At 43.3% G+C, this 25529-nt stretch carries 22 protein-coding genes; 5 read left to right on the top strand and 17 right to left on the bottom strand.

What is annotated here, in order from left to right:
• The first annotated feature begins 57 nt into the window (after window positions 1–57).
• On the top strand, window positions 58–2691 hold the full coding sequence (gene ppc, locus D1Z90_RS11695) for a phosphoenolpyruvate carboxylase (protein WP_119910947.1): 2634 nt from the start codon (window positions 58–60) through the stop codon (window positions 2689–2691).
• A gap of 77 nt (window positions 2692–2768) precedes the next feature.
• On the opposite strand, the gene D1Z90_RS11690 is transcribed toward ppc, so the two are convergent.
• Window positions 2769–3236, bottom strand: coding sequence for a CYTH domain-containing protein (locus D1Z90_RS11690; protein WP_119910946.1), 468 nt, complete (start codon window positions 3234–3236; stop codon window positions 2769–2771).
• Window positions 3237–3442: 206 nt separating this feature from the next.
• Between D1Z90_RS11690 and D1Z90_RS11685 the strand changes: the two genes are divergently transcribed.
• Window positions 3443–3982: a PEP-CTERM sorting domain-containing protein gene (locus tag D1Z90_RS11685; RefSeq protein WP_119910945.1), complete on the top strand. Its 540-nt coding sequence runs from the start codon at window positions 3443–3445 to the stop codon at window positions 3980–3982.
• Between the two features lie 69 nt (window positions 3983–4051).
• Here D1Z90_RS11685 and metF read toward each other — a convergent pair whose 3' ends face one another.
• Window positions 4052–4936: a methylenetetrahydrofolate reductase gene (gene metF, locus D1Z90_RS11680; RefSeq protein WP_119910944.1), complete on the bottom strand. Its 885-nt coding sequence runs from the start codon at window positions 4934–4936 to the stop codon at window positions 4052–4054.
• A 181-nt stretch (window positions 4937–5117) separates the two neighbouring features.
• Window positions 5118–6608 carry a DUF6929 family protein gene (locus D1Z90_RS21530; RefSeq protein WP_198419148.1) on the bottom strand — a complete coding sequence of 497 codons (1491 nt, stop codon included), beginning with the start codon at window positions 6606–6608 and terminating at the stop codon, window positions 5118–5120.
• Window positions 6609–7097: 489 nt separating this feature from the next.
• On the opposite strand from D1Z90_RS21530, the gene D1Z90_RS11670 reads away from it, so the two are divergent.
• Together D1Z90_RS11670 and D1Z90_RS11665 are read left to right on the top strand one after the other, a co-directional pair.
• The gene (locus tag D1Z90_RS11670) at window positions 7098–8939 is read left to right on the top strand and encodes a nucleoside-diphosphate sugar epimerase/dehydratase (RefSeq protein ID WP_232525249.1); all 1842 of its coding nucleotides are present in this window, start codon (window positions 7098–7100) and stop codon (window positions 8937–8939) included.
• 21 nt (window positions 8940–8960) lie between these two features.
• Window positions 8961–10070 (top strand): glycosyltransferase, encoded by a 1110-nt coding sequence (locus D1Z90_RS11665; protein ID WP_119910942.1) that lies wholly within the window; start codon window positions 8961–8963, stop codon window positions 10068–10070.
• Between the two features lie 66 nt (window positions 10071–10136).
• Here D1Z90_RS11665 and D1Z90_RS11660 read toward each other — a convergent pair whose 3' ends face one another.
• The 5 genes from D1Z90_RS11660 to D1Z90_RS11640 form a co-directional block, all read right to left on the bottom strand.
• A complete protein-coding gene (locus D1Z90_RS11660) occupies window positions 10137–12287 on the bottom strand; it encodes a glycosyltransferase (RefSeq protein ID WP_119910941.1) in 2151 nt (716 codons plus the stop codon).
• Window positions 12287–13492 (bottom strand): sulfotransferase family protein, encoded by a 1206-nt coding sequence (locus tag D1Z90_RS11655; protein ID WP_119910940.1) that lies wholly within the window; start codon window positions 13490–13492, stop codon window positions 12287–12289. Before D1Z90_RS11655 ends, D1Z90_RS11660 begins: the two co-directional genes overlap by 1 nt.
• Window positions 13482–14243, bottom strand: coding sequence for a sulfotransferase family protein (locus D1Z90_RS11650; RefSeq protein ID WP_119910939.1), 762 nt, complete (start codon window positions 14241–14243; stop codon window positions 13482–13484). The genes D1Z90_RS11655 and D1Z90_RS11650 overlap by 11 nt, the downstream gene beginning before the upstream one ends.
• Window positions 14233–15537, bottom strand: coding sequence for an ABC transporter ATP-binding protein (locus D1Z90_RS11645; protein WP_119910938.1), 1305 nt, complete (start codon window positions 15535–15537; stop codon window positions 14233–14235). Before D1Z90_RS11645 ends, D1Z90_RS11650 begins: the two co-directional genes overlap by 11 nt.
• Before the next feature lie 99 nt (window positions 15538–15636).
• Window positions 15637–17133 carry a VapA family S-layer protein gene (locus D1Z90_RS11640; RefSeq protein ID WP_119910937.1) on the bottom strand — a complete coding sequence of 499 codons (1497 nt, stop codon included), beginning with the start codon at window positions 17131–17133 and terminating at the stop codon, window positions 15637–15639.
• 495 nt (window positions 17134–17628) lie between these two features.
• On the opposite strand from D1Z90_RS11640, the gene D1Z90_RS11635 reads away from it, so the two are divergent.
• The gene (locus D1Z90_RS11635; protein WP_119910936.1) at window positions 17629–18240 is read left to right on the top strand and encodes a transposase; all 612 of its coding nucleotides are present in this window, start codon (window positions 17629–17631) and stop codon (window positions 18238–18240) included.
• 144 nt (window positions 18241–18384) lie between these two features.
• Here the strand turns inward: D1Z90_RS11635 and D1Z90_RS11630 are convergent, their stop codons facing one another.
• From D1Z90_RS11630 to gspG, 9 genes are all read right to left on the bottom strand, one after another.
• Entirely contained in the window at window positions 18385–20376 is a 1992-nt protein-coding gene (locus D1Z90_RS11630) for a secretin GspD/PilQ domain-containing protein (protein ID WP_158587113.1), read from the bottom strand.
• Between the two features lie 115 nt (window positions 20377–20491).
• On the bottom strand, window positions 20492–20962 hold the full coding sequence (locus D1Z90_RS11625) for a hypothetical protein (RefSeq protein WP_119910934.1): 471 nt from the start codon (window positions 20960–20962) through the stop codon (window positions 20492–20494).
• A complete protein-coding gene (locus D1Z90_RS11620) occupies window positions 20959–21588 on the bottom strand; it encodes a type II secretion system protein M (RefSeq protein ID WP_119910933.1) in 630 nt (209 codons plus the stop codon). Before D1Z90_RS11620 ends, D1Z90_RS11625 begins: the two co-directional genes overlap by 4 nt.
• Window positions 21581–22684, bottom strand: a complete 1104-nt coding sequence (locus tag D1Z90_RS11615) for a PilN domain-containing protein (protein WP_119910932.1) — start codon at window positions 22682–22684, stop codon at window positions 21581–21583. Before D1Z90_RS11615 ends, D1Z90_RS11620 begins: the two co-directional genes overlap by 8 nt.
• 2 nt (window positions 22685–22686) lie before the next feature.
• Window positions 22687–23580 carry a hypothetical protein gene (locus tag D1Z90_RS11610; RefSeq protein WP_119910931.1) on the bottom strand — a complete coding sequence of 298 codons (894 nt, stop codon included), beginning with the start codon at window positions 23578–23580 and terminating at the stop codon, window positions 22687–22689.
• Entirely contained in the window at window positions 23577–24281 is a 705-nt protein-coding gene (locus D1Z90_RS11605; RefSeq protein ID WP_119910930.1) for a PulJ/GspJ family protein, read from the bottom strand. The genes D1Z90_RS11610 and D1Z90_RS11605 overlap by 4 nt, the downstream gene beginning before the upstream one ends.
• Window positions 24281–24685: a prepilin-type N-terminal cleavage/methylation domain-containing protein gene (locus D1Z90_RS11600; RefSeq protein WP_119910929.1), complete on the bottom strand. Its 405-nt coding sequence runs from the start codon at window positions 24683–24685 to the stop codon at window positions 24281–24283. The genes D1Z90_RS11605 and D1Z90_RS11600 overlap by 1 nt, the downstream gene beginning before the upstream one ends.
• Entirely contained in the window at window positions 24682–25080 is a 399-nt protein-coding gene (locus D1Z90_RS11595) for a type II secretion system protein (protein ID WP_269777038.1), read from the bottom strand. Before D1Z90_RS11595 ends, D1Z90_RS11600 begins: the two co-directional genes overlap by 4 nt.
• 40 nt (window positions 25081–25120) lie before the next feature.
• Window positions 25121–25528 (bottom strand): type II secretion system major pseudopilin GspG, encoded by a 408-nt coding sequence (gene gspG / locus D1Z90_RS11590; RefSeq protein ID WP_119910927.1) that lies wholly within the window; start codon window positions 25526–25528, stop codon window positions 25121–25123.
• Between the last annotated feature and the right edge of the window lies 1 nt (window position 25529).

The following is a 25529-nucleotide window of genomic DNA, read 5'->3' as shown; positions in this document are numbered from 1 at the left end:
TTTCGTGCACAATCAGCCAATAAGTTGTAATAACACTACATAAATTAAGGACAAGCTATGAACGATAAGTACGCAGCTTTACGCAGTAACGTAAGCATGCTGGGACAGCTTTTAGGTCAGTCTATTTCTAACCACCTGGGTGAAGAGTTTCTTGAAAAAATAGAAAACATCAGACAACTGTCTAAGTCTGCACGCAGTGGCAGCAGCGAGGACGGTGAAAAACTTGCCACCATCCTTAGCAACCTATCTGACGATGAGTTATTACCCGTCGCTCGTTCATTTACCCACTTTTTGAATTTGGCCAATATTGCAGAGCAATTCCATACCACGTCTCGCCATTGTGAAGAGCAAGTGTGCGCACCAGATCCAATGGATGCTCTGTTTGCCAAACTCGGGCAATCTGAATTGGGTCCAGAGACCATTAAGCAAGCGGTTGAAGCATTACACATGGAGCTGGTACTGACCGCTCACCCAACAGAAATCACCCGCCGCACCCTTATTCATAAACACGTCGCGATTAATGAATGCCTGTCAGCGCTGGAACTGTCAGACCTCAATGAACGTGAAAAGAACAAACTGATTAAACGCATTGAAGAGCTAATTACGCAAGCTTGGCACACCGATGAGATCCGTAAGCAGCGACCAACCCCCGTCGACGAAGCCAAGTGGGGTTTTGCGGTAGTAGAAAACAGCCTGTGGCAGGCGGTTCCCGAGTACATTCGTAACCTGGATGAACGCATTCAAAACAGCTTTGGTTTTGCCCTGCCAATTGATGCGGCGCCAGTGACCTTTACCTCTTGGATGGGCGGCGACCGTGACGGCAACCCCTTTGTGACGTCAAAAGTCACCGAAGAAGTATTACTTTCTAGCCGTTGGGTAGGTGTGAGCTTGTTTTTGCAAGACATCACTCAACTGAGCAGTGAACTGTCGATGATGGATTGCAACAATGCCCTGCGCGAGTTAGCGGGTGACGTACATGAACCTTATCGAAAAGTCATGAAGCAATTGCGCGCAGACCTCACTGAGACGTTAGAGTACCTGACCGCCACATTACAGGGCCAAGCAACAAAATCAAACGACATTATTCGCCGCACCGAGCAGCTGTCAACCCCCTTAAAACTTTGTTATGAGTCGCTGCACGAACGTGGCATGGGTAACATTGCCGACGGCCTATTACTTGACGTATTGCGCCGCGCCGCGTGTTTTGGCATTAACTTGGTCAAACTGGACATTCGTCAAGATGGCGAGCGTCATGGTGATGTGATTGCCGAGCTTACACGTTACTTAGGCATTGGCGATTACGCTAGCTGGAACGAAGAAGAAAAACAAACCTTCTTACTGCAAGAGTTAAACAGCAAGCGCCCATTGATCCCACAAGACTGGCAACCGAGCTCAGACAACCAAGAAGTATTAGACACCTGTCGTGTTGTGGCGAAAACAGACCCACAAGCCTTAGGCATTTATATTATTTCTATGGCGCGCCAAGCCTCTGACGTCCTAGCGGTACAACTATTACTGAAAGAGTCTGGTTGTCAGTTCCGTATTCCTGTGGCGCCACTATTTGAAACCCTTGATGACCTGAACAACGCAGAAGAAGTGATCGAACGCTTGTTTGCGGTTGATTGGTACCGTGGTTACATCAACGGCCAACAACACGTGATGATAGGCTACTCAGACTCAGCCAAAGACGCCGGTGTTATCGCCGCAAGCTGGGCCCAGTATCGTGCACAAGAAGGTTTAGTGAACTTGTGTGAGAAAAACAATATTTGTCTCACTTTGTTCCACGGTCGTGGTGGCACGATTGGTCGCGGCGGTGCACCAGCACACGCAGCGCTGTTGTCACAACCGCCGGGTTCATTGAAAGGTGGCCTGCGCGTGACTGAGCAAGGCGAAATGATCCGCTTTAAGTTTGGTTTATCTAACGTTGCCCAGCAATCGTTAAACCTATACACCGCGGCCATTTTAGAAGCGAACTTGTTGCCGCCACCAGCGCCGAAACAAGAATGGCGTGACTTAATGGACCAGTTGTCGGCTGATTCATGCGAAGAATATCGCCAAGTGGTACAACAAGAGCCTGATTTTGTCCCGTACTTTCGCAGCGTAACGCCAGAGCTTGAGCTCGGCAAACTGCCACTGGGCAGTCGCCCAGCAAAACGTAAACCAAATGGCGGGGTTGAAAGCTTACGCGCCATCCCTTGGATCTTCTCATGGTCGCAAAACCGCTTTATGCTACCTGCATGGTTAGGCGCAGGTGATGCCATTGGCAATGTGTTGGCCCAAGGAAAACAAGAGCTGCTAACAGAAATGTACCAAAACTGGCCATTTTTCCACACCCGCTTGGAAATGTTTGAAATGGTCTTTATGAAAGCAGATGAAGAGCTGACCAAGCTATACGAAAGTCGCCTAGTACCTGACGAGTACAAGCCATTAGGTAAACAGCTACGGGCTAAGTTAAGTAAAACTCGTGAGCAAGTGCTTGAAACCATTCCAGAGCACAAGCTGATGGAAGACCAGCCTTGGATTAAAGAGTCGATTAACTTACGTAACCCGTATATTGACCCACTTAACATGCTACAAGCAGAGTTACTGGGCCGCTCACGCGCCAACGGTGATGAAGTGTGCCCCGTGATTGACCAAGCTCTCATGGTAACAATCGCAGGTATTGCGGCAGGCTTACGCAACACAGGTTAACACTTGTTGGAGTGATTGAAAAAGCCGCCTACGCTTGTGCTTAGGCGGCTTTTTTTATTTATGCAGCCCGTCTGGGTTTACCATTGCAAATAAGGGATTTTCATCAATTGTGAGTTGTAATACCGGATGTCACCGGTGACCTCCTCTCCTAACCACTCAGGAGTCAAATAAGGCTCTTGCTCTGAGCTAAGCTCTAACTCAGCCACAATCAACCCTTGGTTATCGCCGTAAAATTCATCCACCTCAAATAAGTGCTGCGCTACGGGCACTAAATATCGGGTTTTATCGATAATGCCTGATTCACAAAGATTAAGCAGTTGCTGCGCTTCTGCCAATGGTATTTCTTGTTCCCACTCTAAGCGCGACGTACCTAATGCGTTGCTGCGACCTTTAACAGTTAAAAAGCCTTGGTGGCCTTTGATCCTTACGCGCACACAGCGATCAGGGTTTGAATTCAAATACCCTTGAGTGATCCTGACTTGGCTCGTCGCGTGCGACTTAAACTCTCCTGCCACTAAAAATTTGCGTTCGATTTCTTGTTGCATGGGCTACTTCTCATCCTTGATTATGGCCATACTTTAACCATAACACATTCTATCTTATTGATTATCTGTCATATTTTTTTTACAGCCACGGCAATTAAAAATAATATTGTCAGCCCAAGCAACTGTAAATCATCAAGTATATATGTTGGCACTATTTATGCTCTTTCTATTAAGCAATAGATTCGATTTTATAAGGAGCGTAAATCATGAAAAATTTATTACCATTGTGCGGCCTCATCGGCATATTTTTAAGCGGGTACGCCCATGCTGCACTCTTTCTAAACAGCAACGGCGATGATAGCGGCCTACAAAACTACCAATATATTTTCGAACAAGCTTTTGATGGCAAGTTAACCATCGGCATGAGCAATGTCGCTGACAGCATGATGACGCCTGAGCTAAGCCTTAGTAGCTTCAATGGGTTGCTGGATAGCCAGGGAGATATAGCTTTGGTTAGCGCTACTCAAAGTAGTAACCTTTACAGCAATGAGTTTGGCCAACTGGGTTCAACGGGCGACTGGTTACAGCTGGATCTCAACGCTATGATTGGCGATAGCTTTGGCTTTAATTGGCGTTTTATTACCGATGACTACGCCCCTTTCAATGACTTTGCGTTTATTCGCCTAGAAGGCTCACAATTAGATTCATATCAAGTGCTTGCACAAATACCTGAACCCAATAGCATGCTGTTAATTTTGCTTGGCGTAAGCGCTTTGCTATGGTTTCGCCGCCCCCGTTCGGTCTAAACCCCTCCCTGAAAATGCAAAAGGCAATGCATCATGCATTGCCTTTTGCAACATAATGGCAGTTTGCGACTAAGGGCGAATGCCCAACGTATGACAGATAGCGTAAGACAGTTCAGAGCGATTCAAAGTGTAAAAATGAAAATCTTTCACCCCCTCTTCACCCAGTACTTTCACCATGTCCATCGCAATACTGGCGCCAATTAAATTGCGTGTTGTTGGGTCATCGTCTGTACCTTCATACATTTTATGCATCCAGTTAGGCACTTTTACGTTACACAACTTAGAAAACTTCACTAGGGTCTTATAATTAGACACAGGCAAAATGCCTGGTACCACCTCTTGATCAATACCAATGGCGGCACAACGGTCACGAAAGCGCAGATAGCTTTCAATATCAAAGAAGAACTGCGTAATGGCTCTGTCGGCCCCCGCGTCCATTTTTGCTTTCAGCGCTAATAAGTCTGCTTGCGCCGTTTTTGCTTCCGGGTGCACTTCAGGGTACGCGGCAACAGAAACGTCAAAACTGGCTTGGCTTTTTAACAATTCCACCAAGTCTGCTGCATACATATGAGGCCTATCGCCACCTTCAGGAATGTCGCCACGCAGCGCCACTATGTGTTTGATACCACTATTCCAATAGTCTAAGGCGATTTGCTTCAATTCGTCCTTGCTGGCGTCAATGCAAGTTAAATGTGGAGCGGCAATCAGTCCGGTACGCTCTTTAATGTCTTTGATCACTCCATGGGTGCGATCACGGGTACCCGAATTCGCGCCATAAGTAACAGATACAAACTTAGGCTTTAATTTTTTCAGGTGGTCTATCGACTGCCACAGGGTGTTTTCCATCGCTTCGGAGGTAGGAGGAAAGAATTCAAACGAGACATTGATATCACCGTTTAACTCGGCGATGTTTTGATTCAATACTTCAATATTGCGCGCGCTTTGACTTCCCATCTGTATTCATCCTCTTACCTTTGGCTAAACAGTTAATTTAGCCATCTATACGTCTCAATCTACCTTTAAATGAATAAATGTCAATTAAATTAAACGAATCATGATATTTAATCATCTAAAGTTAAAAGCTCTCTATCGAGAATAGAGAGCTTTCATTAAAGATTACAGAAGCAAGGTTAGCTTATGATTTCGGTTCAGCTGTAGGCGTCGCTGTCGGTTCAAGTGTTGGCTCTACCGTTGGCGTCGCTGTCGGCTCTAACGTTGGCGCAGCTGTCGGTTCAAGTGTTGGCTCTACCGTTGGCGTCGCTGTCGGCTCTACCGTTGGCGCAGCTGTCGGTTCAAGCGTTGGCGCTGCTGTTGGCGCTAGCGTTGGCGCAGCTGTCGGTTCAAGTGTTGGCTCTACCGTTGGCGTCGCTGTCGGCTCTACCGTTGGCGCTGCTGTAGGCTCTACCGTTGGCGCAGCTGTAGGCTCTACCGTTGGCGCAGCTGTCGGTTCAAGCGTTGGCGCTGCTGTAGGTGTAACCGTTGGTACTAACGTAGGCTCTACAGAAGGTACCACCTCGTCATCGTCGTCATCTCTTTCGTCTTCGTCATCTCTTTCGTCTTCGTCATCTCTTTCATCTTCGTCATCTCTTTCGTCTTCGTCGTCTCTTTCGTCTTCATCTTCATCTTCGTCGGTGAAGCTCACTTGAATAGCTAAGTCAAAAAACTCCGAAATGCCGTTGTCGTTATCACTTGCAGCAACAACTTCTAAATCACCTTCGTTGTTATATTGCTTTGGCGTAATTGACTCTAGCTTTGTAGTAAGCGTTTCGCCATTAATGGTAATCAACGTCATAAAAGGAGTAAGGTCGTCTAAATCTTCCAGATCATCCAAATCAACATAACCAACGAAACTGCCTAATACTTGGCCATCATTATACGCATCAGAAGTATCTTCGACTGAACTGGTAATAAGTAGTGCTTCTTCTTCAGCTAAATAGCTTGCACCAGAAAAGCCAGACATCACTCCGTCTATGCTAGGCAGTTGAAATTTCATCACTTCAGCTTCAGGTAGTTCTTCTTCTCCCAACAAGAAGTCATAAAAATCTTCTTTATCAAACTCAAAAATCACATTTTCAGTATTGTTGCCGCGATGAAAAACTAAAATATCATCGTCTGTCGCTGTAATTGCTTCTATATTGATGTCTTGCTCGTCTGCAATACCTGCTTGCAGCTTGAGCTGCGCGTATAAATCCGTCATCACTTTTTCAGTAATAGTGTCATCAGATAAGTCGACAATGTAGGCAAAGTCTCGTAATGGCGACTTTGAGCCAGAGCCCAGAATAATAGCGTGTTCAACGCCGTCAATGGCATCAATAGCAAGCGCTTCATAATCAGGCTTTTCGGCTTTTGGAATACGACCATCAGCATCCATTGGGTAATCTTTTAAAGTCAATTTATCAATCAAAGATAGATCACTATTTAAACGGAAAAGCCAAGGAGAGTCGTCACTGATCGCATACAAAATATCGCCACTCCACTCTACGCCAGATGCAGAAGGAATGATCTCGGTACTTTGCTGAGTCAACACCTCAACATTAACAGAGTCGATGTCACTGTCAGCCAAGATGGAAAAAGAGGGCACAGAGAGGGAAGCAGCAATAAGGCTAGCTAAAAGGGATTTACGCATTTTTTTAGTCCTTTAATAAATTTGGGAATTATTTCCCAAACACGAGCAATTTTATTGATTCATCTATTTTTATCAAGATTAATTTTTGACCACAAAAAAACACCTTCCTTCCTCCCTAAAAAAACACAAACCATTGAATTAAAATAAAAATAATCTAATACTAAAGACTGATCACGTTATGCCAACGGCCATACGCTTTTCGCTGTAAATATAAGCGCGCTCACAGTTCTCATTACTCCCCATACAGAACTAGAGAGCACCTGTGCAAAGGCGAAAGGGGAGTTTGAAAAAGCCGCACTTCTCACTGTTAACGTTGAGTTGAAAGGGGTTTGCACGATGACCTTCACTTTAGTACGTGTTTTTATGCTAGTATTATGACGTCTTCAGATATGTTGGTTAACAATGCACGATTTCATCAATAATATTCTTCATAACACCCCCCGAACTGCCAAACGCCTCTTCTCTTTGATCTATGATGCAATAGGCATAGTGCTTTCACTCTATTTAGCTCTTGCGCTTAGGTTAGAAACCACACAACTAGAAATAGAAATTACAACGGAAGAAGTTGCCACTATTTTCGTGACCATTTTTATTACGTTAACCTGTTTCATAAAAATGGGGTTATATCGCGCTATTTTGCGTTACATGGCCGGTCATGCTGTCACAACGATTGCAACAGGCGTTGCGCTATCAACTATTATCCTGACGACCTCTAGTTTTTACTTTCAATCGTTTATACCAAGGTCAGTGCCACTCATTTACGGCTTTGTTGCATTTATTATTTTAGGCGCGCCGCGGCTTATCATTAGAGGTTTAGTGCATAAGCAAATACAAAGATACAAACCTGCAGTGATCATTTATGGCGCCGGACAATCCGGCTACCAACTTGCGCATTCACTGTTTTCAGGTGCCGAATACCGCCCGATTGCTTTTATAGACGACAACCCTAAAAAACAAGGCAGTATTGTTCATGGGCTTAGAGTTTACCCTAGAACTCACTTAGAGCAGCTCATCAGGGCACGGAAAGTGGTTAAAGTTCTGTTAGCACTGGGGGAAACCTCACGCAGCACGCGCCATCAAGTCTTACTGGAACTAGAAGACTGCTCCGCGCAAGTACAATCCATGCCCTCAATGCAAGACATCTCGTCGGGAAAAGCCAAAGTTTCTGAGCTTCAAGACATAAAAATCGAAGATTTATTGGGCCGAATTCCGGTCACTCCAGATTATCAGCTGCTGTCGAGTTGCATCAAACATAAAGTGGTCATGGTAACAGGTGCTGGAGGCTCTATTGGTTCAGAGCTGTGCCGTCAAATAATCAAACAAAAGCCAGCCAAATTAATCCTACTAGAACTTAATGAGTTTGCTTTATACAGCATAGAGAAAGAACTAAAACTCAGCATCGAAAACTCAGATATTGAAACCGAACTGGTGCCACTTCTAGGCTCAGTGCAACGGCAACGTCGGCTTGAAATCATTATGAAATCGCAACAAGTTGAAACCGTTTATCATGCCGCAGCATACAAGCATGTACCTCTTGTCGAGGCAAATATCGTCGAAGGAGTGAGAAACAATGTGTTCGGTACTAGCAGGTGCGCAAGAGCAGCCATTATTACCAAAGTGAAGAATTTTGTCTTAGTTTCAACAGACAAAGCGGTAAGGCCTACCAATATCATGGGGGCTTCTAAGCGCATGGCTGAACTAACATTGCAAGCGATGGCACAAGAAGAACATAGCACAATTTTCTCTATGGTGAGGTTTGGCAATGTTCTTGGGTCCTCAGGATCTGTCGTGCCTTTATTTCGAGACCAAATCAAAAAAGGTGGTCCAGTTACAGTTACTCACCCCGATATTATCCGCTACTTTATGACGATTCCTGAAGCGGCCCAACTGGTTATTCAAGCCGGCTCTTTAGCAAAAGGGGGCGACGTATTTGTGCTTGATATGGGACAACCGGTAAAAATTGCTGACCTAGCAGAAAGAATGATCAAACTTTCAGGGCTAGAAGTAAAAAACAAAGATGAGCCGTTTGGTGATATAGAAATTAAATACACCGGGCTTAGACCAGGTGAAAAGCTGTTTGAAGAGCTATTAATTGGAGAAAATGTATCGGGGACGGTTCACCCTAGCATCATGACAGCAGATGAAGAGTTTGTTGATTGGCCAACAATGCAGAAAATGTTGTCGCCATTGGATGAATCATGCAGAGAGTACTTATATGACGACATCTTCCAAGCGCTACTGAATGCACCGATTAACTTTAGGCCTGAAAATAGTCATTATGTAACCGATACACATGAGGCTGATACAACCTACCTAAAACTCGTAAAATAAACGCTACATTTAAGAAACATTATGAAGATAGTACTTTCAGGCGTCAATCTTGTAGAAGGGGGAACATTAAGGGTATTTAAAGATGCGATCCTCGCGTTTTCAAAAAACAATGACATTGAGTTAATTTGTCTAGTCCACAGGCAAGCACTATTTTCTGATGTGACAGCGCACAATGTTAGTTTTCTTGAGTTCCCTTCGATCAAATCAAGTTGGCTAAAACGCTGCTGGTTTGAATACTTTCACTGCAAGAATCTCAGTAAAAACCTCAATGCGGACATTTGGTTCGCGATGCATGACATGACCCCCAATGTCACAGCCAAAAAACGTTTCGTGTACTGCCACAACCCTAGCCCCTTTTATACTGCGGTAAAAGTAGATTATCGGTTTGAGTATAAAATGGTTTTATTCAGCTTTTTTTATAAATGGTTATACCAATTAAACATTAAAAAAAATGATGCTGTTGTGTGTCAACAAAGCTGGATTGCGGAATACTTTAAAACTGAGCTAGGAGCTAAAAAAGCAATTATTGCTAAACCTGTTAGTAAAAAAACGCAAATAACAAGTACCGAAAACACAACGCAGCTAGTAGCTACTAATAAGAAAGTGACTTTTTTCTATCCAGCTCTTGCAAGAACGTTCAAAAATTTTGAATTAGTGCTTGATGCTTTCTTACACTTAAAAACAAATGCACCTGATTGCTATAATAAAGTTGAGTTAGTACTCACCATCGACAAAGGCAGCAATCAGTACGCGCAACACTTAGTTAAAAAATACCATACCCTAGAGAATGTCACGTTTCTTGGCCAACAACCCTACGACGAAATACTCAAGCTATACAATCGAACAGAGGTTGTTATTTTTCCATCAAAATTAGAAACTTGGGGATTGCCCATCTCTGAAGCAAAAGAGCACGGGAAACCATTAATTCTCGTCGATTTACCGTACGCACATGAAACTTTGGGTAACTATGATAAAGCTCATTTTGTCGACGCAGATGACCCTATAGCCCTGGCAAAATCAATCACTCAAATTTGTAATGGCACAGATATTTTTTCAGCGCACCAACATAAGCAACATGGCACAGTTGTAGAAAACTGGACGCAACTGCTCTCTATTATTACACAAGATTAAAAGAAGAAGGGCGTGTAAAGGGCTGAAATAAACAGCCCCAAGCTCAGAAATTCACAATAACTAAAACTATTGTCTCATCAGGTATCGTCGCAACCGAGCCTGTAAAGAGTATGGAACCAGTTTTACCAGCCATTTAGTAAAACGCGCGTGTTTAAATTTTACCGCTTTCGCAAGAAGCTTTTCACGTTTACCGATGATTTCAAGCTTACGCTTTTCCACAACTCTTAGTAGTAAATCATCATCAAGTAACAGTTTGGATCCTGTTGAAGAAATAGCAAAATCAACATAACCATCGGCATAGAATTGTTCGTACCCAAATACCCTGTCTAAGTTTGCTACGCTGCCAATACTAGGAACACCTTTAAGCATTGAGTGCCAAAAGTCACTCCACTGTTCAGTGGTTTGGTTCCAGGGGACAACAAAAGCATTGCTTCGGGAGGCTAACCGCTCAGGAAACGCGCCTAAATCAGGTGCAACAATTGCGCTCTGAGATAACATTGCGCTACTCAGCGTATAACTGTATGTTTCTGGGCATAAAGCAGGAAACCAAATCACATCCGGTGCAAGTGCTTGCATTTTGGCAGCTAAATCAGATTTGTCATACTTGCCATGAGTGATCACAGCTTTTAAAGGGCGATAGGCGTAACCTAATAAGTGAAACTCAATATTACTCTTGGCTAATGCAGACGCTACTGACTCTAATATATCTGCGCCTTTTTCTCGGCTTATCGCGCCAAGCACGAGTACCTTAAGTTTCTTTCGTGGTGCAATATCAGTAATATCTTGAGAATAAAAATCATGCAGCAATCCATCTGGGTGCTGCGCAACAACAGTGTTATTCAGTGAAAAATACTGACAAAAACGTTGCTTAGTATCAGAAGACGGAAAAATGACTCGCTTCGCTGATTCTAATAAGACTTTTTGATTATCTCTCCACTGCTGCGCAGAAACAGGAATAGGATAATGCTCAGCACATTCTTGATCCACTTCATCGCTGTCGCCACAAAAAATACCGTTCGAGTCAGTTAAGCTAGGGTTGCCATTTATGTGATAATAATCGTGAATGGTTACATCGTGTTCACAGTTTAGGTCTTTGCTTATTCCCCAAATAGAAGTCGGCAATTGCATTGTATGATGAAAGTGAACGTTATCAACGCAGCAGAATCGTAATATGGCGATTAACTCGTCATATTGGCTTTCAACATCAAAAAATAGGGTATCATTTACGTTACTGAGCATGCTAAAAGAAAGCTTGACTACAGAGCCATTCACAGGCTGTAGCAGTAACGTATTTACGCGAGGCATCAAATAATAGCTCAACTCTTCTATGTGCTCAATGACTCCACCGCCCATTCCGTGAGAAACCGCTAATACCGTAGCCTTATCATTTTTTGAAACATAAGACAAAAGAACTTTTAAGCGAGCGTATTTGGCAGGATCCTTAGTAATAAAAGACATTACATCAGGTTGGTAGTTTGGGTGTAACCCATTAAGTAATTCTAATGCTTTTTCTTTTCTAGGATCTTGTTCTTCAGCAAAACTCACGCCGCCTTTATGATACGCAAACACATGTAATGCGTGTACATTACGCCAGTTGCCTTTAATAGCTCTTTGACACCAATCATTCTCTTCACCATAACCCTTACCGAAAGTCTCTTCGTCAAATAACCCTACTTCATCTAAACAATCTCGACGAATGAACATGCAAAAGCCAACGCCTGTTGGAACGTCCACATAATCGGCTTCAGAAAGATTTTGAGAAAATAGGTTATCAATCTCTGCCACACTCAAATTTTCAAATAGCTCATTATCTTCACAAAAATTAGGGAAACTACAAATCGTAGCGTTATTAGAGAAGGGCGTGACAGAACCTATATTATCGGCGTGATAAGCCACATCCTGTATTCTTTCTAACCAATCATTGGCGACTTCAACATCACTATTCAGTAATAAAACATCGTTCGCAGGATTGAGCTTCATCCCTCGATTAACCGTTGCAACAAAGCCTAAATTTTCTTCATTTTCCAGCAGCTGTATTTTATTCTTCGCGGCTAAATCTCGAAGATACTCGGTCAACCGAGGCTCGGGAGAACAATCATTAATAACGATAAGGTTCGCAATATTAAAGTCTATCGTTTCTAAGGCAGAAACAATACATTCTGAAGTTTCTTCTAAACCGCGATATACAGGAATGATGACGTCTATAATTGGTTTCATTATTTATCCAATGTTCGTTTTATTTTTTTTGCCGCAAACCGCGCAACACTTAAGTTTTCCAGGGCTGAATACTCTTGCTCTCTCTGGGTAATAATGGTCAAAGCATGACCATGAGCTTCACCTTCTTGAACTAATCGTTTGTGTGTTTCTTGATTCTGCTTTTCGAGTTCAGCTTTTGTCGCGAGCAAGCCTTCTATCGATGCATCTTTCTCTGTGATGACCTGTAGCGCATAAGAATGTTCTTCCCCTAACGCTTTGAGCTGAGTATTAAGAGCTTGTAGCTCATTATCCCTTTGGGTGATAGTCATCAGCGCTTGGCAGTGCTGTTCTCCTAACTTTTGAGCACTAATAACAGCATGATTCAAGTCAATAAACACGGTTTCCAGTGCGCTTAAATATGCGCTAAATGGTGCTTTTTGTTGGTTATACGCCGTTACTTGTTGCTGCAAGTCAGAGTCCGTTACGCCTGATTCAGCAGATACTAGATGATATAAATTATCTGCGGCATCACCGTCAATAAGCTCAGTAGATTGATGATGACGTAATCCCTGTTCCACAAAGCTCGCAGCCTCAAGTATCGCACCAGTGTCTAAAGAGAGTCCCAGCAGATCAGATACAGCACTGAGAGTGTTATCCGGTTGCGATAAAAACGAACTAAATGTAAAGCTAAGACTTGGCACTTGAAGGCAAAACTGCGCCGCGCTAAGTGTATGCTCAATCCAAAGGTAACGAGCAAGTAACGCAGGAAAGTGGTCTCTTTTACCTAAAGACTTAGCGACCTCCGCCGGAGCCCTATTTAGGTTTACAACCTTAATTTCTATCTCTAATTGCTTAAATATTGGCTTCCAAAAAGGCAGTAACAAACACAAACGAGGATCTTTTAAAGCAAAGAGGCTTTCATCAGCAAACTCTTGATTGATAAAGTCGAACGCCCGTTGCTTTTCTTCCGCAAGTAGGTCTGAAGTGGCAGACACGAGTGCCTGCTCAACGCCTAAAGAAAACCAGTTTTTACCGAGTTTTTCCAAAATAGATTCATTAATAGCAACAAGCTGTTTGTGCTCCCAAAAGCCTTTTTTGTTAACGTCACTAATATCATCGATAAACTCAGAGCCTAGAGCTACGCCCGCAGCTCCTAACATTCCAGTCACTGCACTGGTGCCACTTCGATGCATGCCGAGCACAAGCACCGCAACTTTATTTGTCATTATCTTGTTTCCTAGAAAATTGATGATGTTGCTTAACGAATTTGCATTCCTTACGCAATATAAAGCCTGCATATAACGAGGCCAAATATTGAATCAAGCCTTGCTGTCGGTAAGTACCTGAAAAAACAGTCTTTGCCGGGATCTTCTGATTCGGAACTTGAAGAAAATCAAACACTCGATCTAACGTCTGCTGATGGTGAACACGCAAATCCTCATTATGAATTATCAACACCTGTTCGGGTTTAAAAAAGCGATAAAGGTTAGCGAGTTGCTGGCTAAAGCGCCCTCGATCGAGGTAAGAACTAACCCTAAATGCAGAATTATCCGCAACAGGCGATAACTCTTTTGCCAGCCGCTTGGGCTCCAATAAAAAAGCACGCAACATATTTTCAGTCTCAATGTTTCGCCTTCGTTCCATTTGATAATGGGAAATAGCACGGTCAACGGGATCTCTTAACATAAAGATAATTTTAGCATCTGGAGTATAACGGCTAATCCGCTCTGGAATATCGGTTAAATACGCATAGATAGGGGTTGCATCGCACAAGTAGCGCTGTGACTCGTAATCCTTAGACAGGTTCTGATAAGCTAAGGTTAACTCTTGCTCACTGGCTTGTTGTAGCCTTGGTGAATCAAATACATGAGCCTCTTTACCCTCTACAATAGCAATATCACTGTGCTGATCTAGAAAACTTGCAAGAGCCGTAGTACCACACTTTTGTCCGCCAAGAATAAAAAGGTTAGGCTTCATGCTTAAGCTCAGTGATACACTCAATACCAAAGTCAATAACGCCAGTGGCATCTGTATTTTCTTCTACTACAGTAAACATCGCGGCATCAACGCCGCGGTGTAAAAACTTTCTTTCGCCTTGTGCAATCGCAGAACAACCGCAGTTTAAAAAATAGGAGCCGTTACGCAACAAACAGGGGAATTTAAATCGTACTTGATGTTTTGCGCCTTTGGCCACAAACGGCAAACGCTTTTCGTGGTTTCTTACCGTTGTAGCACCCGTTAACTCAGCACCTGAAACTGTTTTTATTAACATGCCAAATCCGACTTCAAAGGCATCATCAAAAAATTCTACGTCAAAACAATATTCGTAACTATGCCCTGCCTGCAGTAGATTAACCTTTTGCCCGGCTAAGTTACGAAGGACAGGATTAGATATTAAAGCGCCGTTCGATTGATACCATACCGTGGAACTAGGAGTAAGGCCCTCGTCAAACTGACCTGAATCGTCATCTTCTTGTGCAACGACCTCGTTACGATCTATGGCGAGGTTTCCTTGCAAAATATCTTGTCGAAACTGCTCTCTCTCGTCGCCCGACATATGCAGTAACTTATGGTAGTTATGCACTACTTGCTTAGGTTCACCTTCCATCAGAGATTCACCTTTATCAAGTAAGATCGCGCGATCACAGAGATCGATAACTTGCCCCGCAGAGTGAGATACAAACAACAAGGTTACCCCACGAGCTTGCAATTGTTTTATTCTGGCGTGGCACTTACGCTGGAAAGCATCATCACCTACCGCGAGCGCTTCATCCACAATCAAGACATCGGGTTCTGTATTTATGATAACGGAGAATGCCAAGCGTAACATCATGCCGCTTGAATATGTTTTAACCGGTCTGTCGATAAATTCGCCAATAGCAGAAAAGTTTAATATATCGTCCAATTTCTCCGTAATTTCAGCGTCGGTTAACCCTAATAGCGAAGCACTAAAATAGACATTTTCACGGCCTGTAAATTCAGGGTTAAAGCCGGAACCCAGCTCGAGCAGCGCGGCAACGCGCCCTTTTACTTCTACGGAGCCGCTACTGGGTTGCATGACGCCAGTGATTATCTGCAGCAAAGTTGACTTACCCGAGCCATTATGGCCAACAATGCCAATGGTCTCGCCTTTATTGGCTGAAAATGAAATATCGGATAACGCGTGAAATTGCGGGATTTTGCTTTGTTTGAGTAGGCGCTCTTTGATGACTTGAGCCGGGTTTTCAAACATCAAAAAGGATTTAGAAATATTGCTAACTTGAATAACCACAGGCACGCCATTTTAAAAAGGATCATTATCACAAAAAAAACAGGCAAAAAAAAGAGGCGCAAAGCGCCTCTTTCTAACAGAATGTTAACTCAACTCAAATTAAAGAGTGAAGTCAACCATGTCTGCGCCTTTAGTACCGTTTTGGATGTCAACACCAACGCCAGATACTTGCTTCTTAATAGCAACTTCACCTTTGTTAGTCTCAACTTCAAAGATGAAGCGAGCTTGACGACCTTCAGTAACTGTTACGCCTACATCTTCTTGTACTTGACGTGGGTCAAGAGTTACCGCACCGAAGCTTGGTAGAAGAGTAGATAGCGCAGCACGCTCTACAAGTACAGTACCGTCGCCAGCGCCGTTCACACCGTGCTCACCGTATTCGATAACTGTAACGTAGATTTTACCGCCAGCTTCTGGAAGTGCATCAGACACGTCACGGATGTAGATAGTGTTAGATGAAGTAGTACCAGTAGTGATGGTATCGAACTTCAGACCGTCACGAGTAACGATGAATACGTCAGCTAGAGAAGTAGTGAAGTCATCGTAAGTTGCGTTGTCGCTACCTAGGATAGTTGCAGTCGCTTTGTAGCTAGACGCTTCGATTGCATCTTCGCCGTTGAACGCAAGAAGGAAGCTAGTGATATCTTGTGAACCACCAGTAGTTTGGTCTGCGCCAGAACCTTCTAGGTTACCAGAAGCAGCTAGTACTTGAGTTGCAACACCGTTTGCTAGTGCCCAACCAATGCCGTTACCGTCTTTGTCTTGTAGTTCACCGTTAGCGCTTACTTTAGCGCCAGTGAAGTCACCTTCAATACCAATAGTTACTTTAGACTTTTGGATTTGCTGGTTAGTAGACAAGTTACGGATTAACAGGCTGCTAGTAGAGATAGTGTTGTCAGCAAGATCAAGCTGTTTAAAGCCAGTAGATACTTGCGCGATACCAGTTTGAACCATGTCAGCTTGCTCTAGTTGGAAAAGATCAACTGGGCTGAAGATTGCAGGAGTAGTATCAGGATCTGAAGTGTAAGATGCGTTTAGTAATGCACCAATAGACAGAGTAATGTCGCTAGAGAAACCTTTAGTTACGTTAAAGATTTGGTTAGCTTTAGAGAAGTTAACTTCAAACTGTTCGTTTGAAGAACCAGTACCATCGTTAGTCGCTTTAGAGAATAAACGAATACGCTTACCGTCTTCGTCAATTACGTATTTTAACCAAGTAGCAACACCGTCAGTATCAGTATCGAACTGTGCTTCAACATCAGCTTTTGCGAAGCTAATCGTGCCACCAGCAGCAGCCAGACCTAGCTCGTATACGCCAGCATTTTCAGTAAGGAACTTACGTACGTCTGCATCATTGTATGTAGCTGCGCCATTGATAACGAAAGTTACTGTACCATCAAGCTTAAGCTCGTTAGCTGGAATAGTGAAGTGGATATCTTGGTCTGCAGTAGTAAGCGCTAGTACTGGCGCTTTAGTTACTGTAGCTAGACGAGTTGATACCATAGTCTCTTTGTCAGAGATAGTTACGTCAGCCATTGCTGGCGCAGCCGCTACACTTGCAAGGATTGCTGCAGCAATCAGTTTCTTTTGAAACATTATTATTTCCTTTAAAAAGTTTTTTTTGGATCCTAAGATCCGTACGTTACGTATGGATCCTTAACTTTGATGCAAATTGCATCAAAAAATCAGGCCGTGGGATGAATCAGACCCACAAAAGCCGAATTCGCACCAAAGCGCGCACGGTTATTTTTATGCTAAATGGCCTATCTGTCAAATTAAGAATACAAAAAACCCGTTGAACTTCACCAAAACGTCGACTCGACCCCATTTTGCAAACATATATTTATAAAATAGATTTATCATTATGAATATAAACAATAATTGTCGGTCAAAAATCACCCAATTGTGTATATTTGTTAATCAAGTAGAGAATTCTGACTATGCTTCAACTGAAAATATCAAAAAAAAATCTAACCTTAATAAAACAAGAGATTAAAGTAGCCCAAAGACAGATAGAACAACTTAAAGAGCTTGAAAGTACAGCGGATTTTGCCATTAAGGTTTGCCAGCAACATACGAGTTCAAAGCCTTATGGCACATCTAATTAAGCGATTTACTCCCGAAGAGAAGATCCAGTTGATCGAGCAACACACTCTCAATGATCGGCCTCTCGTCGAGCTCGCAGCGGATACAGGTTTAACAATGGCAACCTTATACCGTTGGAAAAAACAATATATGAAAGGAGATTTACAAAAGCGGCTTTTAGCACACATAGCAATGAAACAAGAGTACATTGTGCTCTTCTCAGAATTACAACAGTTGCGTCACCAAGAAATTCTATTGCAACGTAGCCTAAGGCAAAAGCACAATGAATTGACTCAATATACCTTTGACGCAATAAGCGTAGCTTTAGTGTTAGTAGTTGAATATCAGCTCAAACCGGCCCATGTATGCCAAGTATTAAATATTTCTCGGGGTTACTTATCGCAAAGACTGAAACAGATAAAAGAAGGAAGCAGTCAACTTCATGTTTCCTCGGAGTTAATGTACATCCATTATTTGAAAGCAGAAATAACAAAAACGCCTCACCTTGGTTATAAAAAGCTGACACAAGAAGTCAACAGACGCCTGCTGCTAGACGGCTTCAAGCCTATCAACCACAAACGCGTTTATCGGCTTTTGAAAAAGTATCAGCTGCGTTAGCGATCAGGCTAAGTCATTTTTTGACCGGTTACCACTCAACTTAGTTCAAAACTTAACCCGAAATACGCTCAAAACCGCATAAAAAATGGCTCAATAACATTACTGCTATTGAGCCATTTTTGCATCGGCGGAAATGTTATTCTATTATTTGCTTTCTACTACCGGCTCCCAACCACTGACCGTTTTAAATTGATTTGTGTAAAAGTCAGCATCTTCACGATTATAAAGAATATGAGGAGTTATCATCATGACCATCTCGGTTTGCTGTAGGGTGTCGGAGACTTCTTGGAATAATAAACCCAAGCCAGGTATATCACCGAGTAAGGGTACCTTTTTGACAGATTCAATGCTGTCAGTGCGGATTAAGCCACCCATAAAAATAGTTTGCCCACTTTCCACCGCAACCTTAGTTTGAATTGCATTTCGCTGAATTTTAGGGTTATCATCGCCAGAAGCGGCAGCCGCATTGCTGACTTCTTGGTTAATATCGAGCTCCACGACTCCTGACTCATTAATAGAGGGAGTAATTTCGAGCTTAACACCAGTATCCACATATTTATAAGAACTGGTAATGTTGCCGTTATCACCGCCGTCCCCTATTTCTCCGGTTTTCACCGACACTTGATCGCCCACATTGATAGAAGCGGTTTCTTGGTCCATGGCGATAAGCCGAGGGCTTGACAATATTTTAGTGTTACCGTTGCTCATGTTTGCAGTTAAAGACGCTTCTACATTGTTAAATGAGCCGGCAAACGACAAAGAGCCGCCACCGACATTAAGTACTTTATCGCCGTCGGCAATACTGTCGCTCACTTTAAAATTGCTATTAAAGTTAAAGCCTTCACTTAAGTCTACCGATAAAATTAATGCTTCTAGCAATACCTGTCGTGGCCTTCTGTCCACCACTTCTAGCAGGTCTATCACACGCTTATAGTCTTGGTATTTACCAACAAAAATAAGCGAGTTACGAATGTCATCTACCACAATACGATAATCATCCGACACAATCGCCGCGCTGTCTCGACTTGGTCGCTCGGGCGCTTTGTAATCGGCATTGATACTAGAGATATTCAAGGTAGAATCTCTACCAGTATTAGTATCCGATCGGTTTTCTGCTTTTTTCTGCGAATCCCCTTTAGCTGAAGACCCACCTTGACCAAATACTTTAGAAATTACGCCATAGACGTCTTTGGCAGAGGTGTTTTTCATAAAATAGGTATAAATACCGTCGCTGCCGCTTTGCGTTGGCATAGGTTTATCCAACTGCCTGACCCAAGCTTTGGCATAATTCATCCAGGCTTCAGTAGTGGAAGACAAGATAAAAGTATTATTACTTAGTGGGTAAATAACTACGCCACGAGTACCCGCATTTAAAGTAATAGGCACGCCCGCTGCTTTTAAAGCTTGCGTTAGGTCAGGAATCAACTCTTCAACGGGCACATAAGCAGGTCGAATCGAAGCAAGGAAGGTACCCGCCGCAGCCGGTACGTCTAAGCGGTGTAACATATCTTGTAATCGGTCTATTTCAGACTTTTTAGCAATCACGACAAGAGAGTTGAGGTTCAATTGCATCAATACGGTACCGCCAGATGGCTTAAGCAAACGTGAGGCAACTTGGCTCGCTTCTGTAAGAGGCAGGTAATAAACAGGCACAATTTCTACGACTTTGCCGTATTTTAGCTTAGGAGCAATAGTGTCATTGACAAACTCTGGCGCACGGTTATTGGCTTTATTATTGGGCACTACATTAATAAAGCCTTCGTTGTCCAATAAAGAGACGCCGTTTAACTGCAACACTTCTTCTACCAAACCAAGTAAGCGTGCGGAAGAGACGGGTTCATTGACCCGCAAAGTCACCTTGGCTTTATTTTTAGTGACAGCAGGGTCGACACCGTAATTGAGTTGCAGCACTTCACCCAAAGCTAGGTTTACAAATGCAGGCAGCGCCATTTTATCCGCATTTAAGGTGACATTCTCAGCAGGCAACTGCAAACTGTTGGTATTGCTGAGTTGCTGCGACGCTCTCAGTAATGGTGCAGACGCCACCGAGGCAGATTTGGTTGTTGTCGATTTTGGTTGTTCTAATTCCGCTTGAGACTCTTGAATAATACTCTCAGTCGATATGGTTCTGTCCATATCCTGCGTCTTGGTAATAGTCGGAGTGGTAGTAGACACACACCCCACTATAAAAGCAAAGGGGAATAGAACTGTACAGGCGTTTTTAAACATCATCTTTAAGAGCACTTATTTTCTATTTAATTGGAAAAAGTTTATTCGACTCTGATTTACCCGGCTTAGCGCCAGATAAAGCTAAATCGTGCTTGTTAACTGCTTTTATCACTTGGCCATCCGGCAATTTCTCACCGGCTTTGTAGCCTTTAAATTTTGGCTTAAGACCAGGCCTTTCTATCCAAGCAACATACTCTCCTTGTTGCATCGCAATGGCGCGTAAATACCATTTGGTAGGGTCAACCTTTTTCTTTACCGGCTTAGTTTCAACTTTAGGCGCTTTATCATCCGCTTCACCCCATTGTCTATTTGCCACAAATAAATTGGATGTCGGTTTTTGATAATTATTTTGTTCAAATTTTGGCGGGATGTCGTACTGCCTTAATGAGCTAGAACGTTCCGGATTAAGGGTTTGATAGTCTCCAAAAACAAGGGTTGCCACCATAAAAAAACCAAATACGTAACCAATATTTAATACAATATTTGGCTTCATCGCTCTGCCTCCAGCTCTCGACTCTGTGCAATCAAGTCTCTTTCAGCCATCGCTTTAAAGCCATATATGTTCATCGATAATTCAAACTGATTATTGGCCGTGCGACGAAACTCAGCCTTATCTATAACCAACACCTCAGGTGCATGGCCAGAAACCTGATGCACAAAATCGATCAGTTTGTCAGCAGGGCCTTTAAATACCCAGCGTGATTCTATCTTTTCGCCCACCCAAGGCACCACAACTGCCGGCACAAAGCGACGAGAGCTAAAACTGATATCAAGCGGTTTAAATTTCTTTTCCAGTAATACAACCAAGCTGGAAGTAGCGGCGCCTTCAGAGCGACCTTTCAAATACCCTTCCTTGCTGCTGGTTAGCCACCTTTGATAATGAGTCAAGGCTTTTTGCAACTCAGCTTGAGAATGTAACAAGCTGGCTTCTTTACCCCGCTGTAATTGCGCTTGTGCCAGTTCATCCAGTGTTTGCTGGCGCCAATCTAGAATAGGCTGCACTAACAGCGCCCACACGATAATGAGAGCAGAAACAAACCCGCCCCACTGTACCATGGGCTTTTCTAATTCTTCTTTATAGCCGCTAGACTCAAATTGTTGCTTAAGTTGCTCAAACATCGTCAACTTCACCTTGTTGTAACGTCAATTCAACCGCAAAGCGCTGCTTGCCGGATTTGGTGCTGACAATATCGCTGGTAAACGTAGCACTTGCGACTCGCGGCATGCTTTCCAATAACTCAAGTAAACCATTTGTGTTGTTTGATGTGCCTTCTAACTCAACCTTGTCATAACTGTAATTGATTCGTGTCAACACAATATCTTTTGGCAATTCATCAGACAAAGACTGCATAATGTACTTAAATCTTTGCTGCCTTGCTCTTTCTATGATCACCGCATCAACGGTACTGACGAAGGTATTAAGCTCGCTGCGCTGCCTTTGTAATTGTTGTAACTGCATCGAATCACTTTGAGCGCTATATTCAAGCTGCGTCGTTTGCCAATAAAACAGACCAAATGTGGCAAGAGACCATACTAAAAACAAAACGGCGCAACTCGTCCATAATTTCTTTAAGCCCCAAGGCGATGAAATATCAATCGCATTTTCTTTTTGGCCCGCTTTTAGCCAAGAAAACTCAGCCATTGCTTTCTTCGAAGAAATGATAGGCTGTGAAACTGTTTCTGGTAATTCAACTCCGTCTAAATAGATCCCCTCTATGTCAGGCGCTTGTTGTAACCAACTGAGGAACCGACGTAACTGATGAGGTTGATGCAACGCCCAAACTTGGCTTGGCAGGCCATTAGTTTGGCGTAACGATGCAAACTCTAGCTCACCATCTTTCCAGCAATATAAGCTACCAGGTTTCATACAACCGAGGTGAAAGGCCATTTCAGGTATTTGATGCGTAACTATTTCTTGTTCAACTTGAGGCCAGATCCATACCTTTACTAACCATTTATCGGCTGATTTTTGTGATAGAAAGTACTTATTATAATGGGGCCAAGGTGTTACTTGCTTAAGGTCATTATCCACGCATTCATCTAGCTCAGCCCGTGACACATATTCTAAGTCATACTCTAGCTCTTTATATAGCAGGCAGGACTGAGGGATAAGCATGATTACACGATCAAAGGGTTTCACCGATTGAGGCACATCAACTACTTTGCCGTTTGCAGCAAGGCGGCAAAAGTATGTCGATTGGAGCGAAAACTTCATTATTAAAATCTATCCTGATCTGGGAATTGCCAGATTCTTTTTTCAAATAACACATGACTCGCGGTAACCAACTTGTAATTACCTTTTGCTCTAAAGCCATCAACTTCATAATTTACAACAAAATTTGGGCTTGGGGTAAACTCCAAACCATCACCATACATGCCTAAGCGCCGCATCATCATTTCTAACTCACGCCAGCGGCCTCTTTCTCTTAAAGTATTTATTTGTTGCAACTCTTCTTGCTTCACACTCATCACTGAGCGAAGAATCACCTCAGGCATTGCAGCATAATTTAACCACCCTGGGCCAGCCGCTAATAAATAGTCTTTAATTGCTAGAGCGTTGTGGCCTCTACCATTAAACAGCTCTGGCTTCATTTGTGTTAACTCTAAAAATTCATCTTGAGAGCGATATGGGAACCCCCTCGCGTTATCAGAGCTTGTATAATTTGAACTTGGATTCTGCCAAGCAAATGCCTCTGCAGCCAAAGAGGCTGATACTGTACCATACCCTAAATTTCTGAACAGGCTTATGACGTCTTTTTGCCGTGCATGCAAAATATTTAATATGCCAGCCTCATCTTGCACCTTTACCATCACACCATTGCTTAGCTTGTAAGGTTTGCCATAAATGGGTAAACGAGTATTACCTATATCTATACGACCAGGTTTAAAGTCCCCCGCAATGAGCGTTAATAACACCCTTTGCTCGGCATTATGAATCGTTAATTCTGCTTGCCATTGTTTTTTATAATCCACCGCAGTATCCAAATAGCCAGCGGCTCGTTGACTCAGAGTCATGGCTAAAATACTCAAAATGGCCAGAATAATCAGTGTTAAAGGTAATACTGCGCCTTTTTGTAACAAGCAGCTTGAGACTGTATTAAATGGCCTCATTGGTTTTTATCCCATGGCCGGTAAACAGGCTCTAACACATCGGAATAACGCGCAAGACTAAAAAACCACTCGAATAACAAACCTTCTTTATTGACAAACCTGATCATAACCCGTCTTGGAATGCCTTCTTCAAAATTACTTTCAAAGTAATTAATCCAATCAGGTCTATCACGATAGTACCTCCGTTTATTCTGTTCTAAATCACCCAAAGAACCGCTAAAAGGCATATGGATATCCGCTTCGTAAACAAATTCGACCGAATTTAAATCTGTCAACAACGGAAACCAGTCAACATCACTCAGATAAATACCACGTTGGGGGTCTGCTCCAAGCTGTTCGCGGTAATAAAGTGTCCAACGCTTATCGCGCTGCTCCGCTTTTAGCTCAACCACCGCAACCTTACCCGGTCCTTGAAAAATTGGCGCAGCGCTTAAAAAAGATACCTGTCGGCTATTACCATAAAAATAAGGAAAGGAACTAAAAGTACGAGTATCCCGAAATGGCGCCGCTACACTTTGTTCAAACGTTAATCGTAGCCATTGCTCACGCTGTATTAGCCTTAACTCATCAGCTCCTCGAGCAAGGCTTCGAGCCCAAGTAGACCGACCTTGCTCATATGCGTATAAAGCTAACCCCATCACGCTTGAGAAAATAGATAATGCCACCAACATTTCAATCAGGGTAAAACCTTTTTGACGCATCACGACTCCCAGCCGATTTGCTCAAATTGGAACTGCCAAGGTTTGAAGCGCGTTTCCTCTGCTGGAGATACATTCACTGTGACGAGATAAAGCCTTATGATGCGATCTCTGCCGACAGAGATTTTATCTAATCTGACTGGAACTTCCGGCGTGATAGCTTTGCTGGCCCAGGTGTAATGGGTACGGCCAACCTGCCCCCTGCCACGAGACTCTTGATGGGGGTTGATGGTTTTAATGCTATTGAAAATATTTCGTTCGAGCGCGACCTTTGCATTACTCTCGATGGCTTTTTGTGTGCTCAAGTTAGATTGGTCAAATAAAGGCAACAATGCAGACAACAGCGCCACGAGAACCACAGATGCTACCAACACCTCTATCAGCGTAAAGCCTCGATTGCATTTCATCGCTGACGTATTTCCACATGCCCGTCAAGGCGGGAGATATTAATTAACCAGCTTGCGCCTTCTTGGTCAGATAAGTATATATCTCCACCCGTGGTTACTTTATGAGGGCGATATACGATAGCCACAGGCACTTCTACTTGCCACTGCTCAAGTTGTTCACGCTTTGCCGTTGCCTGGCGGACGAAGTCTGCGTCTAAAGCTACCGCACGTCCGCTTCTCAGTTCAGCTCGAATATTGCTAAAGGTCAGTGACCAGATATTTTCAACAGCTTGTCGCTGCTGCGCTTTTGTCACTTGCCCCCATAATCGAGGCAGCGCAATGCCGGCAATCAAACCGATAAGCGCAAGCACCACCAATAACTCTATCATGGTGAAGCCAGCATGTTTGCGAAACACTATGTATTACTCTACAGGAATATCAGTAGGGAATGATTGGCTAAAATAAGCCAACATCTTGATCTTCGCCCTCTCCACCTTTACTGCCATCGCGGCCAAAAGAGTACAGGGCAAAATCACCGTTTGCTTTAAGCTCATAGATGTAAGGGCGATTCCAAGGGTCTACTGGTACATCTTTTGTCAGGTAAGGGCCATTCCAACCTCTTGCAGCATTAGGCGCACTCATCAATGCACTTAAACCTTGCTCGGTAGTAGGGGCCTCACCTACGTCTAAGCGGTAGGTATTTAGCGCAGAAGTTAAGAGCTCCACTTGAGCCGCTGCAACTTTTGTTTTTGAGCCACCCACTTGTTGGAAGAGTCTTGGTCCAACTAAGCCGGCTAACAGTGAGATAAGCACTAATACCACTAGCATTTCGATGAGCGTGAAGCCCGAAGTGCGTTTTTTCATA

The sequence above is a fragment of the Motilimonas pumila genome, assembly GCF_003596335.1.
Classification (GTDB): Bacteria; Pseudomonadota; Gammaproteobacteria; order Enterobacterales; family CBDFNC01; genus Motilimonas; species Motilimonas pumila.
Note: the sequence above shows the minus strand (reverse complement) of the source record. Positions and strands in the feature narration are given on the sequence as shown.